Source organism: Niallia sp. FSL R7-0271 (assembly GCF_038005785.1).
Classification (GTDB): domain Bacteria; phylum Bacillota; class Bacilli; order Bacillales; family Cytobacillaceae; genus Niallia.
Window position 1 is genome coordinate 2,602,751 of sequence record NZ_JBBOTZ010000001.1, and the last position, 13,719, is coordinate 2,616,469.

Here is a 13,719-nt window from a genome sequence, read left to right on the forward strand (position 1 = left end):
ACACTTTTTAGTGTCCTTTTTTATGTACATAAATTCCCCCCATTGCTTCTATGACAACGGGGGGAATCCTACTTTATTTATTTTTGATAGCGAAGAACTGGCTTTCTCGCAGCAAGCGTCTCATCAAGACGTCCGATTACTGTGGTATGCGGTGCTTCCTGAACAACCTCTGGTGTCTCTTCTGCTTCTTTAGCAATTTGAATCATTGCATCAATGAATTGATCCAATGTTTCCTTTGATTCTGTCTCTGTTGGCTCAATCATAATACATTCCTCTACATTAAGCGGGAAATAAATTGTCGGCGGATGGTAGCCGAAATCAAGCAGTCTTTTCGCAATATCCAATGTACGAACACCGAGTTTCTTTTGACGGCGCCCGCTTAATACAAACTCATGCTTACAGTGTTTGTCAAATGGCAGATCATAAAATTCCGCTAATCTTCTCATCATATAGTTCGCATTAAGAACTGCGTTTTCCGTAACTGCTTTTAAGCCGTCTGGTCCCATGGAGCGGATATATGTGTATGCACGGACATTAATTCCGAAGTTCCCGTAAAAAGGCTTAACCCTTCCAATAGATAATGGACGATCATAGTCAAATACATATTCCTCTCCAACCTTTTGAATGACTGGCTTTGGAAGAAATGGAATCAAATCAGACTTTACTCCAACTGGACCTGAACCTGGACCGCCGCCGCCATGAGGTCCTGTAAATGTTTTGTGAAGATTTAAATGAACAACATCAAATCCCATATCGCCAGGTCTTGCTTTAGAAAGAACAGCATTCAAGTTTGCCCCGTCATAGTATAATTTGCCGCCTGCGTCATGGACAATTTGGGCCATTTCGAGAATATTTTCTTCAAATAGCCCTAGTGTGTTTGGATTTGTCAGCATAAGTGCTGCTGTATCCTCACCGACCACTCTCCGCAAATCCTCCAAATCAACAAGACCATTTTCATCCGATTTTACTGTGATTGTTTCCAAGCCGGCAACTGTCGCAGATGCAGGATTTGTTCCGTGTGCAGAATCTGGGACGATTACCTTTGTGCGAGATGTATCTCCATTTGCTTCATGGTATGCACGAATCATCATTAATCCTGTCCATTCTCCATGAGCACCTGCCGCAGGCTGAAGTGTCACTTCATCCATACCTGTAATCTCCATTAAATGCTCCTTGAGATCATACATCAGCTCCAGTGCACCTTGAACAGAGCTTTCATCCTGCAATGGATGGATATGAGCAAATCCGCTGAACCTTGCTACATTTTCATTGATTTTCGGATTATACTTCATCGTGCATGAACCTAGTGGATAGAATCCGGAATCAAGCCCATGATTTCGTTTAGAAAGAGCGGTGTAATGACGCATAATATCCAGCTCTGAAACCTCTGGAAGTTCTGGCGGTGCCGTGCGAATATACTCTGCTGGAATCAGCTCGTTTACGTCTAGTTCTGGGATATCCATTTCTGGCAGGCTGTAACCGATTCGCCCGGGTGTGCTGTTTTCAAAAATGAGGGGTTGATGTTTATCCATGATAATCCTCCAATTCCTTGACAAATTCGTTGATTTCTTCTTTTGTACGCAGCTCTGTTACAGCAACCAGCATGCAATGATCCATTCCCTCATAGTCCCTGCCGAGGTCATAGCCGCCAATTATATCTTTTTTCAGCAATGCTCTGTTAATAGCAGCAACCGGAGACTTGCAATCTACTACAAATTCATTAAAAGAAGGTCCCTCAAAGCGAATCTCAAAGCCAGCTGCCTTCAATTTCATCTTTGCATAATGAGCTTTTTGAATGTTGGCCAATGCCATCTCCTTAACCCCAAGTTTTCCAAGTGCAGTCATTGCCACAGACGCAGCTAAAGCATTCAGCGCCTGGTTGGAGCATATATTGGACGTCGCTTTATCACGGCGAATATGCTGCTCACGAGCCTGAAGTGTCAAAACAAAACCGACAGCTCCGTTCTCATCAACCGTTTGTCCGACAAGTCTTCCTGGCACCTTTCTCATCAATTTAGAAGTAACAGCGAAATATCCACAGTGCGGTCCGCCGAATGCTTGTGGGATTCCAAAAGGCTGGGCATCACCAACGACGATGTCTGCCTTAAACGCTCCAGGTGGTGTTAATGCTCCAAGAGCTAGCGGATTGCTTGATACAACAAACATTGCTTTATTGGCATGGATGACTTCTTCGAGCTCCTTCAAAGGCTCGATTCTGCCAAAGAAGTTAGGATATTGAATCATAACTGCTGCTACATCATCACCCATATGAGTTTTCAGCACTTCCACATCTGTAATTCCATCCTTATGCGGCACTTCAACCACTTCAATATACTGGCCTTTTGCATAAGTTTTTACGACTTCTTTTGCTTCAGGATGAACACAGCTTGACAGGAGAATTTTCTTTCTTTTTGTTGCACCGGCGCTGAGCATTCCAGCTTCTGCAAGTGAAGTTGCACCATCATACATGGAGGAATTGGCAACATCCATGCCTGTCAACTCACAAATCATTGTCTGGAACTCAAAGATTGCCTGTAATTCCCCTTGGGAAATTTCTGGCTGATACGGCGTATATGCTGTGTAAAATTCCGATCTTGAAATAACATGATCGACAATAACAGGAGCATAATGATCGTAAACTCCTGCACCTAAAAAGGAGACATATGACTTGCTGTCTGCATTTTTTGAAGCCAGCTTGCTTAGTTCCTTTAATAGTGCAGATTCGCTTTTCGCATTTTTAATATTGTATTCCCCTTTAAACCGTACACTTTCAGGGATATCAGAAAACAGCTCATCAACAGAATCTGCCCCAATTGCTTTAAGCATGGCATTTCTGTCTTCTTCAGTCATTGGCAAATAGCGGTGTTTCATTCTTATTCCTCCTGTCATTGTCACTTGTTCCTTTTATAAAATGGAGTAGCTGTCACTTGTGCTTTTACAAGCTTCCCTCTTATTTCCACTTCCACTTCCTTACCGACTTCTGCATAATTGCTGGAAATCAGTGCAAGACCGATGTTTTTCTTTAATGTCGGTGATTGTGTTCCTGTTGTTACTTCACCGATAGCAGCACCGTTTGCATAGACTTTATAGCCATGTCGTGGAATCCCTCTATCTATCATTTCAATCCCAACAAGCTTTCTTTGCAATCCAGATTCTTTCTGTTCTTTCAAGGCAGCTTTGCCGATAAAGTCAGCTTCTTTATTCAGCTTTACGGCAAATCCAATCCCTGCTTCCAATGGAGAAATATCCTTGCTAAGCTCCTGGCCGTATAAAGCTAAAGTCGCTTCAAAGCGAAGCGTATCTCTTGAACCTAGACCGCATGGAATAACACCGGAATCCTTCCCAGCATCTAAAATCTCTCTCCACAGATGGGCAGCATCCTCTTTGTTGCAGTATAGTTCAAAACCATCCTCGCCTGTATAGCCTGTTCTTGACAACAGTACCTCCTTGCCGCTGACAGTTGTATGCTGAAATTGAAAATAACCGAGTTCAGCTATATTAGCGCTGCTGATTTTCTTAAGCGTCTCTTCTGCCAACGGGCCTTGCAGAGCCAATTGAGCATAATCGCTTGATAGATTTGACAGCTCTACTTCTCCCTCTACATGGCTTGCAAGCCATGCGAAGTCCTTATCGATATTGGATGCATTAACCACGAGCAAATAGTGGTTTTCGCCAAGCTTGTATGTGAGAAGATCATCGACTGTTCCGCCGTTTTCATAGCACATCGCTGAATATTGCGCTTTGCCGATTTGGATTTTAGAGACATCGTTTGTCAGCATTTTTTGCAGATAATCTAAGCTGTTTTTACCTTTTACCTCAATCTCTCCCATATGAGAAACATCGAATAATCCAGCTTTTGTGCGAACTGCTTCATGCTCTTCTTTAATACTGGAAAACTGAACAGGCAAATCCCATCCGCCGAAATCAATCGTTTTGCCTCCATACTCCTTGTACAGTTCATACAAAGGGGTCTGTTTTAATTCATTCATCCTCTCATCCCCATTCCACTATTTATCTTCCTATTGCATGATAAGATCCACTGCTTAACCGGATTTTACGTTTATCCTATCTTAGGGGGGACTGTAAAAGCACGCAAAAAAGGACAGAACCTCCCCTAATATCCTTTTGGATAAAGAAAGGTCTCTGTCCTTGCACCTGAAAGTTTACCGAAATGAATCGGGTGTCCCCTTTGGTGGCTGTCAAAAAGTAGATTTACTTTTTAGCTGATTCCAATATTTCTGAAATCTCAGCACTCTCCAGAGCTGCGTCAAAATAGAGTTCTTTTGCCTGAGAGATTCACAAGGATTTGCTTGCTCCTTCGGCGCTACATAATGTAGTCTCTCCCCTATTTATCATCCGCTATGTATATATAAAATTTAAATAATAAAACTTCTAAGGTTTTATTGGTTTTTTTAGCAATGCTCTCCTGTTCAAATGGATAGATTGCCTCAATATGGCCATACTAATAGATAACTATGAAAAATTCTTAAAAATCGTTCTTTTGAGTAAAGACGATTATTTTTATATAATAACGCTAAATTCGTTCATGTTTTACCGACAAAATATCCAAAAATACGACAAAACAGAAAACTTTTTACACCACTATCCTAACATTTACAATCATATCAAGGCAATAACTTTTTTATGATTTTTGAATATTTTTTGATAATTCAAGATGTTCTATATCGTTCATACGTACCAGTAAATAACAGAAAGGATGGCAGCATATGACAATTAACATCAACTTCGACCAAACCTGGAAGGAAGAATTGCTGAAAAAAATGAATGATGATGGTCCATGGTCTAATTGGGAGCTGTTCCAATTAGCTTTGGAAGTAGAACAGCATACAATCATTCCTGAATTTGAAGGCTTGCAGGCACCAAAGCATTTGTCTGATTTGACACCGTTGCCCCATCAGTTGGAGGTTGCCAAAAAAGTAATCGAGGATATGAACGGGAAAGCAATCCTGGCTGATGAGGTCGGGTTAGGAAAAACCATTGAGGCTGGGCTTATTCTAAAGGAATATATGATTCGAGGGTTAGTAAAAAAAGTGCTGATACTTGTTCCTGCCTCCCTTGTCACACAATGGTCAATTGAGTTAAACAGCAAATTTTTCATTCCGGCTGTGTCGCAAAGGAAAAGCTATGTTTGGGAACAGTGTGATATTGTCGTTTCTTCTATTGATACAGCTAAAAGAGAACCACATAGAAGTATCATCAACAATTTGGACTATGACCTTGTCATCATTGATGAGGCTCATAAATTAAAAAACAATAAAACAAAAAACTATGAATTTGTCCAAAATCTTAAAAAGAAATTCTGTTTATTACTGACAGCAACCCCTATTCAAAACAGGGTGAGTGAAATTTTCAATCTTGTTTCCTTATTGAAGCCTGGACATTTAGGCAGTGAAACCGCCTTTTACGAAAAATATAAAAAGGATTCACGCTCTGTTAATGATGATGAGCATTTAAAAGAACTTGTTAATAAGGTAATGATTCGAAATCGCAGGAGCGATACGGGAATTGAGTGGACAAAACGGGTTGTTGAAGCCGTTACGATTGATTTTACAGAGGAAGAAAGAGAACTTTATAACACTATCGAATCTCTCAAAGGCTATGAGGCTGACGATGAGAAAGCGGGCACAAGAAGTCCATTCTCGATGATAACATTACAGAGAGAAGCCTGCAGCAGCAGAGAAGCTGTGTATTATACATTGCAGAACATGATGAAAAAAACCGAAAATCCCACTCAGGAGTTTCAAGATAAAATCCAGCTGCTCGGCAGCAAAATCATGGCAATCACGAAAAACTCCAAGGCAGAAAAAGCGCTCGAGCTCATAAAAAATGTCGATGATAAGGTGATTATCTTTACAGAATACAGAGCAACTCAGTTATATCTTCAATGGTACTTAAAGCAGCATGGCATCACTTCCGTTCCTTTTAGAGGCGGATTTAAAAGAGGGAAAAAGGACTGGATGCGTGACTTGTTCCAAAACCATGCTCAAGTGTTGATTGCCACTGAAGCAGGCGGAGAAGGCATTAACTTGCAATTTTGCAACCATATCATCAATTTTGATCTTCCTTGGAATCCAATGAGACTTGAACAGCGGATTGGCCGGATTCATAGACTCGGTCAGAAAAAGGATGTGATGATTTACAACTTTGCTATAAGAGATACTGTTGAAGACCATATTCTTAAATTATTGTATGAAAAAATTCATCTTTTTGAAAAAGTTATCGGCGATTTGGACGATATTCTCACAAAACTGGACTTTGGCAATATGGAAGAATATATGGATGATATATTCACCAATTCAAATTCAGAGGGAGAGATGCGCATTAAGATGGATAACCTCACAAGTATGATAGAATTTGCGCAAAATCTAAAGGATGGTGACAACTATGAAGCAGCAAGAAATTCATCAATTTCTTAAACAGTTTTTTCAGGCAAATGATTGTGAGCTGATAGAAGAAAATGAGGGATATATGATTGTACAATTGACAATTGATTTAGATAAAGAGCTGATGAACCGCCCCTTTTATTGGCACTATGTAGAAAAAACTGGCGGTGTCCCTAACCCCGCCAGACTTACATTAATAACAGATCCAAATAAAGTACCACAGGATTTAAAAGGAGAGCTGATTCATTTTGGATCTCCAAGATTGCATCAATTGTTTTCCTGCGCCAAAAGACTATCTGGATATATTCGTTTATATGAGAATATTCCAGGACAAAAAAATATGCACACACCACTGCGTCCTTGGCTGTCTATGAACGTGAAAATTTCTTACCAATGCGACCGCAAAAGGGATGTGTTTCGCTCTATTGGACTGCAGCTTATTAACGGTCAGCTAGTCGATAACTTTCATCAAACGGTGAATAAGCTTAATCTTTCTGCCAAAATACCAGACTATGCCTTCACACTTTCACCGTTAATAATGCCTAAAAGCGGGATGATAAGGATTGAGAACACAATTAAACAAACTATCCTCCAAGAGGATCATCAATGGGCGGAAGAAGCGAAAGGAAGATGGTCGAAGGACTTAAAGCTGCTGGAGCATTTTTATGAAGACGCAGAAGAAGACCGGATGGAAAGCTTGGAGATTGAACGGCTGGCATTAAAAGAACAATATGAACCAAAAATCAATGTTTCTATCATAAATGGCGGACTGTTTTATTTAGCTTCTGATGCCGTATAAATAAAAAGGATGAATCCCAAACATCTTAGGATTCATCCTTTTGCCTATTAATATTTTTTCCTGAAAAAATAAACGAACACATACGGAAGTATTCCAAACCATCTCAGCATAAACGGCTCTTTTTCCCCACGCTTTGCCGCCTTTATTTTTTGACGTTCCTCTTTCGGTTGGTCCATGTACTGTACAAATGTCTGCGTTAAATATTTTACATAATCATTTGTTTTCATAACTCACCTTAATCTTTTTACCGATTAGTTTAACCAACCTATCTTTACTCTATACCTTTTTATTTAACCTCTACCCACTTTGTCATGCGGTTTTCTCCCCTGTCAAAATAGCTGTAGGCTTTCATTGGTTCCATTTTGTCTGCAAACAAACGGTATTCCACCTTTAATACATCGTCCGATACTTGCTCAACTGTATAAGCAACCTCTCCTGTTCGATAATGAAACTCTCCCGTTAACATATGTCGATCTGCCCTTAGCTCTTCCTCCAATTGCTTTACTGTACTCATAAAATAATATTCTTGAATAAGAAGCAGCTTCGAGTCGTTGTAAATTCTTTTCTCATTGATATAGATACCTGTTATGACTAGAAAAAAACAGATCACTAGCAGATAAACAGATAAGGTAACAGGATATATAAAGCCATTTTCTGTCTTAATCATAATGGGCTTTCCTCTGCCAGCCGTAGAAAAGAGTAGACCGCAGCCTCCCGTTTAATCTGAAGGCTGTCTGTCACAGCTATCATGACACCATTTTGGATTGCTTCAAATTTAACTGCCTTTACTTCCTGCAGGCATACTTCATGTCCTGTTCCATTAACTCTTCTTCTGATTTTATTTCCATATAACTCATAGTGGATATTCTCTTCCTCAACAGTTAGATGGAGCTTTTGCTCTGTTACGCGGACAGATTCAGCTAATCGCACCTCTTTTTTTAACTGATGCAAAAACACATCCCATTCAAGACTGCGAAGACTGCTGGAAATGATTGCTCCATCTGTTGTTAATTTGATAGCGAAGGGAAAAAAAGCACAAAATACTAAAAACAAAGACAAGGCAACAAGCATTTCTGTTAGCAGAAATCCTTTCTCCCCTTTAACTATCTTCACAGATTGCCTGTGTTTTCTTAAATACATCCACATATTCAATACACGCCTCCTTTCCGTCTTTCCAGCTGATCTTATAAACGATATTTTCCTTCTCGATTGTCTGCGTTAAGGGGCGGACAGACTCCTCAGCCCTCCATTTCAACAAGCATTCATATAATAGCTGGTGTGCTGTTAAATCCTGTTCGATTGCTTTCATTTGCTGAAGCAAATGAATGTATGCAGGTATAAAAAAGCAGGCAATAATTAGCCATGTACCAATAGCCAGAAAAAACTCAGGAAGGAGAAATCCCCTATTGTTTTTTAACATAAAACCTCCCTCTCCCAATTTGAATGGTAAAAAGGTATTTCTTGCTGCCAATACTAATCCGATAGGACGCAAATTTAGAAACATTGCCGCTTGGTGTTATCGTAAAATAAATGGGAACAGCATCCTCGTTTATCTTAATGCTGTCATGATAAATCCTGTCTACAATTCTCCCTGTCTTCAAATCTCCGCGAATATAGTATCTTTTATCGGCCGGGTTAATTTGGATGTAAACAGTTTTCTGGTGAGCTAACGCATAGTTTTGTGCGTAGAACAGGTCTGTTTGCAATTGAGTAAAGAAGGTTCTTTCCTGAAGCAATTCAGATTGAGGCTTTAATAAAATAGGAGTAACTGCGAGGAGGACAAGTACTATAGATAGAACAGCAAGCATTTCCAGCAAAGTAAAACCGCTTTGAGAATTTATTTTCATCTCTGCACTTCTACTTCACCATTCTCGATGGACAGCTCTTTTCCATTCGGACAAGTCGTCTGCCCTTCCTTTAAATAACCCTCATCCACCAAGGCATTCATGCTTTGCGGATAACTGTTTTTATCCATATAATAGGCCTGCACCTCTGCTTCAACCATTTTCACAAAGGCCTCACAGCCAGTCGAATTGATTTTTGAGTTATGCTTCGTAATATTAGGCAGTGTGATAATCAATAATATCGAGATGATTAAAAGGACTATCATCATTTCTATTAGCGTAAATCCGCTTTCGTTTTTCATCTTTTCTCCTTTCATAATCCATTTAATAATTCGAACATTGGCAGCAGCACAGCAAGATAGATGGAAATAACTAGGATTCCAATAAAACCATAAATGATTGGCTGAATTTTCTTTAAAAGTCCAGCAACCCTGTCTTGAAGGTTTTCCATACAGAAACGGCTGAGAAAGAGAAGCTCCCGGTCAAGCTTGCCGTTCTCTTGTCCATGCTGTAATATACGGCAAAACTCCTTCTCCATAAAGGTTAGCACAACAAATGCATGCTCCATTCTTTCCCCTTTCTTCAGTTGTTCGATGACCTTCTTTCCAGCCAAAGAAAAATAGGCATGCTGATTATTATTTTGAAAAAATGTTAATGCTTCGTAAATAGAAAAACCGCCCGCTAACAGGTGACTAAGCTGCAGAGAAAACACATGGGTGTAATAAAGGGAAAAACATTTGCCCGCAATTGGAATGGCTGTAAACAGGCGCAGTTTTTCGAGTGCATCTTTCTTCCGAAAGAACTTGAAATAATAAAACACTAAAGTCAATGCAAAACAAACAGCTGACAACATCAGAATAGGCATTGCTTTTCCTGCACCGATAATGAATACCATAAACAGATTTGTTTCCAGTTTCATTGTTAAAAAGAGAGAAGAAAATTGGGGAAGCAGCACTTGGTGGACAAAATAGAATAAAACTAGGGTAAAAACAATGAGGAAAAGAGGATAATAGAGGATTTTCTGCAATTGCTGAATTGTTCGCAGCCGGTTTTCCATAATAGTGCTCGCATCCATAAACGCACCTGCAAAGCCGCCATGCTTTTCTGCAAAATATACATAACTGATCGTCTGCTGATTAAATTTAAGTCTTGCCAGGTTATCGCAAAAGGAGTTTCCCCCTTTTAAAGATCCGAGCACAGACATAATATCCTCTTTTTTGTTGGCAGGCAAATAGTAAACACTTGAGCGAACCCCTTCGGAAAGGGAATATCCTTGTGTCAGCAGCTCTCCGATAACTTTCAAAAACATCGATTGCTCCTGTAAGCTCCAGCTGTCTTTATTAATCTTCATAAATCCAGCGACCATACTCTGTCTCCTTTACAAACCCCAGGGCAACTCCTTTATTAATAGCCTCTCTTAAATCAGGACGAGGATTAAGCTTTTCAGCAAAGGTTTCAGCGAGAATGGACTGAATGGTCCTCCCTGTCATTATTTCAAAAACACTGGCTCTGTTTATGCGGTTTTGAAGCTGAAAGCAAAAGGGCAGACAAACAGGACCGCAAAAAGGACAAACAAGCTCGACTAGCCTTTGCGCTGTAACAGCAATTAAAGTTTGCTGCACCTCACACTTGCTGATGCCGAATTCCATGAGTCGATAGATTGCCCCTTTCGCATCTCTTGTGTGCATCGTCGCAAGCACTAGATGCCCTGTTAACGAGGCTCTGACAGCAATTCGAGCTGTTTCTGCATCCCTTATTTCGCCAACCATAATTACATCTGGATCATGGCGCAATATTGCCTTTAGCCCCGCTGAATACGTAATGCCTGCTTTTTCATTAACCTGCACTTGAAGCACGTTATCCTGCGGCTTTTCAACTGGGTCCTCGAGACTAATGATTTTTCGTTTGTACAGATAGGAGCTGCTGCTGAGAAGAGAATAAAGGGTTGTTGTTTTGCCTGACCCAGTCGGCCCTGTGAAAATAACAAGCCCATGGGCATGTTTAAGCAGTGACAGAAGCTTTTTAGTGGTGTTTGGGAAAAGAGATATACGGGTGAGCGGTATACTATTCTTGTCTGGCAGCAGACGGATGACGAGGCTTTCATGGGGACTTGCAGGCAAGGTGGACAGTCGGAGGCTGATGTTTTCCCCGTTTGCACTTGTACGGATAGCACCGTTTTGCGGGCGCCGCCTTTCGCCAATATCCATAGAGGCGGTAAACTTAAAATGGGAAATAAGTCTGTCGCATTGATTCACAGGGAGTGTCATTCTGGGGTATAAAGAGTGGGAAATTCGAAATTGCAAATGCGATTCTTTTCCTTTCGGAACAATGTGAATATCTGTGGCATTCGCTTCTACAGCTTCCCGAATAATACGGTTCGCTAAAGCTTCAATAGAAATCAAAAGTCTGCACATCCTTTCTTTTTGGTTCATTCTATATTTCGACAGACTTTTTTTATTCCCTCTATTATTCGTCAATTCTTCTAGCTTTTTTTCAAGCAATATATGCATTACCTTTCTGCTAGCTGACCATTCTAAGAAAAGGGGGTGGTACTTGTGGAAAGAAGAGATCCAGTTGAATTTTCAGGAAGAGTTCTTGATAAGCGAAATACACTTACTGGGCCGGATGCAGGAAAAGCAACATATCCAAAGCGGCCTGATCATGTAAAAATTAAAAAAGAGGATAAATAATAAGGCAGACCTTTGAAAGTTGAACAGCAGTCTTGCTTGGGCTGCTGTCCATTTTGAAGGGAGATAAGCCTATTTAAAAAACAATTATCCTGTAAGGGCATACGATACATTATGTTTAAAGTTGGAGGTGCTCACAAATGGGAGAAGCAGGTTTTGAATTTGGCGGCGGTTTTGCATTGCTTGTTGTGTTGTTTATCCTTTTGATCATTATCGGTTCTGCATATGTTTATTAATTAAAAAGTGTATATTTTGAGTTATAGTATCCATAATAGTATTATAAGATTATATTTTTGGGCTATAGCCAAGCGGTAAGGCAACGGACTTTGACTCCGTCACTCGTTGGTTCGAATCCAGCTAGCCCAGTTTTAGCGTGAAAAGCATCCCCTTTTCACGCTTTTTTTCTGTATTCATCATGTTTTAGCTAAGTTAACAATATGAAAATCGTGATTATGCTGTAAAAATGTATATTTTGTGAATTTTCCTGTCGAAAAGATGTGAACATTTTCTAAACAAATAGTTCTTACCGTGGTTATGGTGGATTGCTATATTATAATGAACAAAAATACTGAAAAAACGGAGGTAAGAACTTATGGAACAGACACTAAAAATCACTAATGTATTATCCGACCCAACTCGGTTTTATATTTATCAATATATAACAAACCGCCACCGCGATGTAACTGTTCAGGAGATTGCTGATCAATTCTCCATCCACCCAAATGTCGCAAGACTTCATCTTTCCAAACTTGAAGATGTTCGTATGCTTCATTCTGAGACGAAAAAAACCGGCAGAGGCGGCCGGCCAAGTAAATTATACCGTCTCTCATCTGAAGTTATTCAATTGAGTTTTCCTTTCCGCAACTATCAGCTGCTGAGCAGCATCCTTTTAAAATCTTTAGAAAAGCTCGGAGCAGATGGAAGCAAAGCATTGTATGAAACTGGATTCGCCTTTGGTAAAGAGATGATGGAGCAGGAAATTGCCCGCAGTCCCCTAAATTCAGGAGCTCTTTCTAAGCAAGATAAGCTGCACCTTTTAAAGCAAGCTGCCCTCATATCCGGGTTAAAACCAGAATTGGAATGGGATGACGACGAACAAAGCATATATTTTGAAATCTTCAACTGTCCCTTTAAGGAAGCGGCAAACGAGCATAAGGATAAGGTGTGTATGATGCACCAGCAGTTTTTTATTGGCATGTTTGAAGCTGTTTTCCCTGATGTATTGCTGTCAGAGCGGCGAAATATGATTACAGGCTGCCAACAATGCGCCTATAAGGCGTATGTATGTGAACCAGCTCACATAACTAAGTAAAAATAAGCGGAAAGATACCCTTTCCGCTTATTTATTAAAATCCATTAATATAAGGATTATGATCCATTTCGTGGGCAATGGTTGTACTTCTGCCATGCCCAGACAAAATAACGGTTTCCTCTGGCAGTGTAAGAAGTTTATCGTGAATGCTTGCAAGCAAGGTGCGATGATTACCTCCTGCCAAATCTGTTCTGCCAATGCTTTCATAAAATAAAGCATCTCCTGAAAATGCTACTCCGCTTTCCGGGAAATAAAAAGTAACACTGCCAGGGGAATGGCCCGGTGTCTCCAGTACGGCAAAAGTAAAACCGCCAATAGTCATCGCTGGATTTTCGTCAAGAAAATGATCTGCAGGCTGTGCGACCACAGGTGTTGGCAGTCTGAATGCAGAACTACCGTTTAGCTTTGGATCACTCAGCCACTTATCTTCTTTGCTATGTATAAAGACAGGGATGTTATATTCATTGCGAACTGTTTCCACAGCACCGATATGATCGAAATGAGCATGTGTCAGCAAAATCGCAATTGGCTGAAGCCCCATTTCCCTGATTGTGCTCGTAATTTTGCCCCCATTCTCGCCTGGGTCTACTATCAAGCATTCCTTTTTATCATTCCAGATTAAATAACAATTTGTCTGAATTGGCCCCAATGGCATCTGTTTATATTGAATCAT

Annotated in this window: 17 protein-coding genes, 1 tRNA gene and 1 riboswitch; of the genes, 6 read left to right on the plus strand and 12 right to left on the minus strand. The window is 40.3% G+C overall.

Going from position 1 to position 13,719, the window contains the following annotated elements:
- Positions 1-77: 77 nt before the first annotated feature.
- Genes gcvPB through gcvT form a run of 3 tightly spaced genes read right to left on the minus strand, consistent with a single transcriptional unit; the run spans position 78 to position 3,989 of the window.
- Positions 78-1,532, minus strand: coding sequence for an aminomethyl-transferring glycine dehydrogenase subunit GcvPB (gene gcvPB, locus MKX82_RS13375; RefSeq protein ID WP_245399880.1), 1,455 nt, complete (start codon positions 1,530-1,532; stop codon positions 78-80).
- Positions 1,525-2,871: an aminomethyl-transferring glycine dehydrogenase subunit GcvPA gene (gene gcvPA, locus MKX82_RS13380; protein ID WP_341077756.1), complete on the minus strand. Its 1,347-nt coding sequence runs from the start codon at positions 2,869-2,871 to the stop codon at positions 1,525-1,527. The genes gcvPB and gcvPA overlap by 8 nt, the downstream gene beginning before the upstream one ends.
- A gap of 20 nt (positions 2,872-2,891) precedes the next feature.
- Positions 2,892-3,989: a glycine cleavage system aminomethyltransferase GcvT gene (gcvT, locus tag MKX82_RS13385; RefSeq protein WP_237941695.1), complete on the minus strand. Its 1,098-nt coding sequence runs from the start codon at positions 3,987-3,989 to the stop codon at positions 2,892-2,894.
- 276 nt (positions 3,990-4,265) lie between these two features.
- A riboswitch (glycine riboswitch) is annotated at positions 4,266-4,356 on the minus strand.
- 371 nt (positions 4,357-4,727) lie between these two features.
- Here gcvT and MKX82_RS13390 point away from each other — a divergent pair.
- Complete coding sequence (locus MKX82_RS13390; protein ID WP_341077759.1) at positions 4,728-6,437, plus strand: DEAD/DEAH box helicase; 1,710 nt, start codon at positions 4,728-4,730, stop codon at positions 6,435-6,437.
- Positions 6,406-7,203 carry a YqhG family protein gene (locus MKX82_RS13395; protein ID WP_341077761.1) on the plus strand — a complete coding sequence of 266 codons (798 nt, stop codon included), beginning with the start codon at positions 6,406-6,408 and terminating at the stop codon, positions 7,201-7,203. The genes MKX82_RS13390 and MKX82_RS13395 overlap by 32 nt, the downstream gene beginning before the upstream one ends.
- A gap of 47 nt (positions 7,204-7,250) precedes the next feature.
- Here MKX82_RS13395 and MKX82_RS13400 read toward each other — a convergent pair whose 3' ends face one another.
- Genes MKX82_RS13400 through comGA form a run of 8 tightly spaced genes read right to left on the minus strand, consistent with a single transcriptional unit; the run spans position 7,251 to position 11,449 of the window.
- Complete coding sequence (locus MKX82_RS13400) at positions 7,251-7,430, minus strand: YqzE family protein (protein WP_233313179.1); 180 nt, start codon at positions 7,428-7,430, stop codon at positions 7,251-7,253.
- 59 nt (positions 7,431-7,489) lie between these two features.
- Positions 7,490-7,870: a competence type IV pilus minor pilin ComGG gene (gene comGG, locus MKX82_RS13405; protein WP_233313178.1), complete on the minus strand. Its 381-nt coding sequence runs from the start codon at positions 7,868-7,870 to the stop codon at positions 7,490-7,492.
- Positions 7,867-8,316, minus strand: a complete 450-nt coding sequence (gene comGF / locus MKX82_RS13410) for a competence type IV pilus minor pilin ComGF (RefSeq protein WP_341077765.1) — start codon at positions 8,314-8,316, stop codon at positions 7,867-7,869. The genes comGG and comGF overlap by 4 nt, the downstream gene beginning before the upstream one ends.
- On the minus strand, positions 8,303-8,623 hold the full coding sequence (locus MKX82_RS13415; RefSeq protein WP_233313176.1) for a hypothetical protein: 321 nt from the start codon (positions 8,621-8,623) through the stop codon (positions 8,303-8,305). Before MKX82_RS13415 ends, comGF begins: the two co-directional genes overlap by 14 nt.
- Positions 8,607-9,050, minus strand: a complete 444-nt coding sequence (gene comGD, locus MKX82_RS13420; RefSeq protein WP_341077769.1) for a competence type IV pilus minor pilin ComGD — start codon at positions 9,048-9,050, stop codon at positions 8,607-8,609. Before comGD ends, MKX82_RS13415 begins: the two co-directional genes overlap by 17 nt.
- Complete coding sequence (comGC, locus tag MKX82_RS13425; protein WP_233313173.1) at positions 9,047-9,349, minus strand: competence type IV pilus major pilin ComGC; 303 nt, start codon at positions 9,347-9,349, stop codon at positions 9,047-9,049. The genes comGD and comGC overlap by 4 nt, the downstream gene beginning before the upstream one ends.
- A gap of 11 nt (positions 9,350-9,360) precedes the next feature.
- Complete coding sequence (gene comGB, locus MKX82_RS13430) at positions 9,361-10,413, minus strand: competence type IV pilus assembly protein ComGB (protein WP_233313171.1); 1,053 nt, start codon at positions 10,411-10,413, stop codon at positions 9,361-9,363.
- Positions 10,388-11,449 (minus strand): competence type IV pilus ATPase ComGA, encoded by a 1,062-nt coding sequence (gene comGA, locus MKX82_RS13435; protein WP_233313169.1) that lies wholly within the window; start codon positions 11,447-11,449, stop codon positions 10,388-10,390. The genes comGB and comGA overlap by 26 nt, the downstream gene beginning before the upstream one ends.
- Before the next feature lie 153 nt (positions 11,450-11,602).
- On the opposite strand from comGA, the gene MKX82_RS13440 reads away from it, so the two are divergent.
- The 4 genes from MKX82_RS13440 (at position 11,603) to MKX82_RS13455 (ending at position 13,046) form a co-directional block, all read left to right on the plus strand.
- Entirely contained in the window at positions 11,603-11,737 is a 135-nt protein-coding gene (locus MKX82_RS13440; RefSeq protein ID WP_282581400.1) for a hypothetical protein, read from the plus strand.
- A 137-nt stretch (positions 11,738-11,874) separates the two neighbouring features.
- Positions 11,875-11,970: a YjcZ family sporulation protein gene (locus tag MKX82_RS13445; protein WP_233313168.1), complete on the plus strand. Its 96-nt coding sequence runs from the start codon at positions 11,875-11,877 to the stop codon at positions 11,968-11,970.
- 58 nt (positions 11,971-12,028) lie between these two features.
- Positions 12,029-12,100, plus strand: a tRNA-Gln gene (locus MKX82_RS13450).
- Positions 12,101-12,326: 226 nt separating this feature from the next.
- Positions 12,327-13,046: a helix-turn-helix transcriptional regulator gene (locus MKX82_RS13455; protein ID WP_233313166.1), complete on the plus strand. Its 720-nt coding sequence runs from the start codon at positions 12,327-12,329 to the stop codon at positions 13,044-13,046.
- 34 nt (positions 13,047-13,080) lie between these two features.
- Here MKX82_RS13455 and MKX82_RS13460 read toward each other — a convergent pair whose 3' ends face one another.
- The gene (locus MKX82_RS13460) at positions 13,081-13,716 is read right to left on the minus strand and encodes an MBL fold metallo-hydrolase (RefSeq protein ID WP_233314706.1); all 636 of its coding nucleotides are present in this window, start codon (positions 13,714-13,716) and stop codon (positions 13,081-13,083) included.
- Between the last annotated feature and the right edge of the window lie 3 nt (positions 13,717-13,719).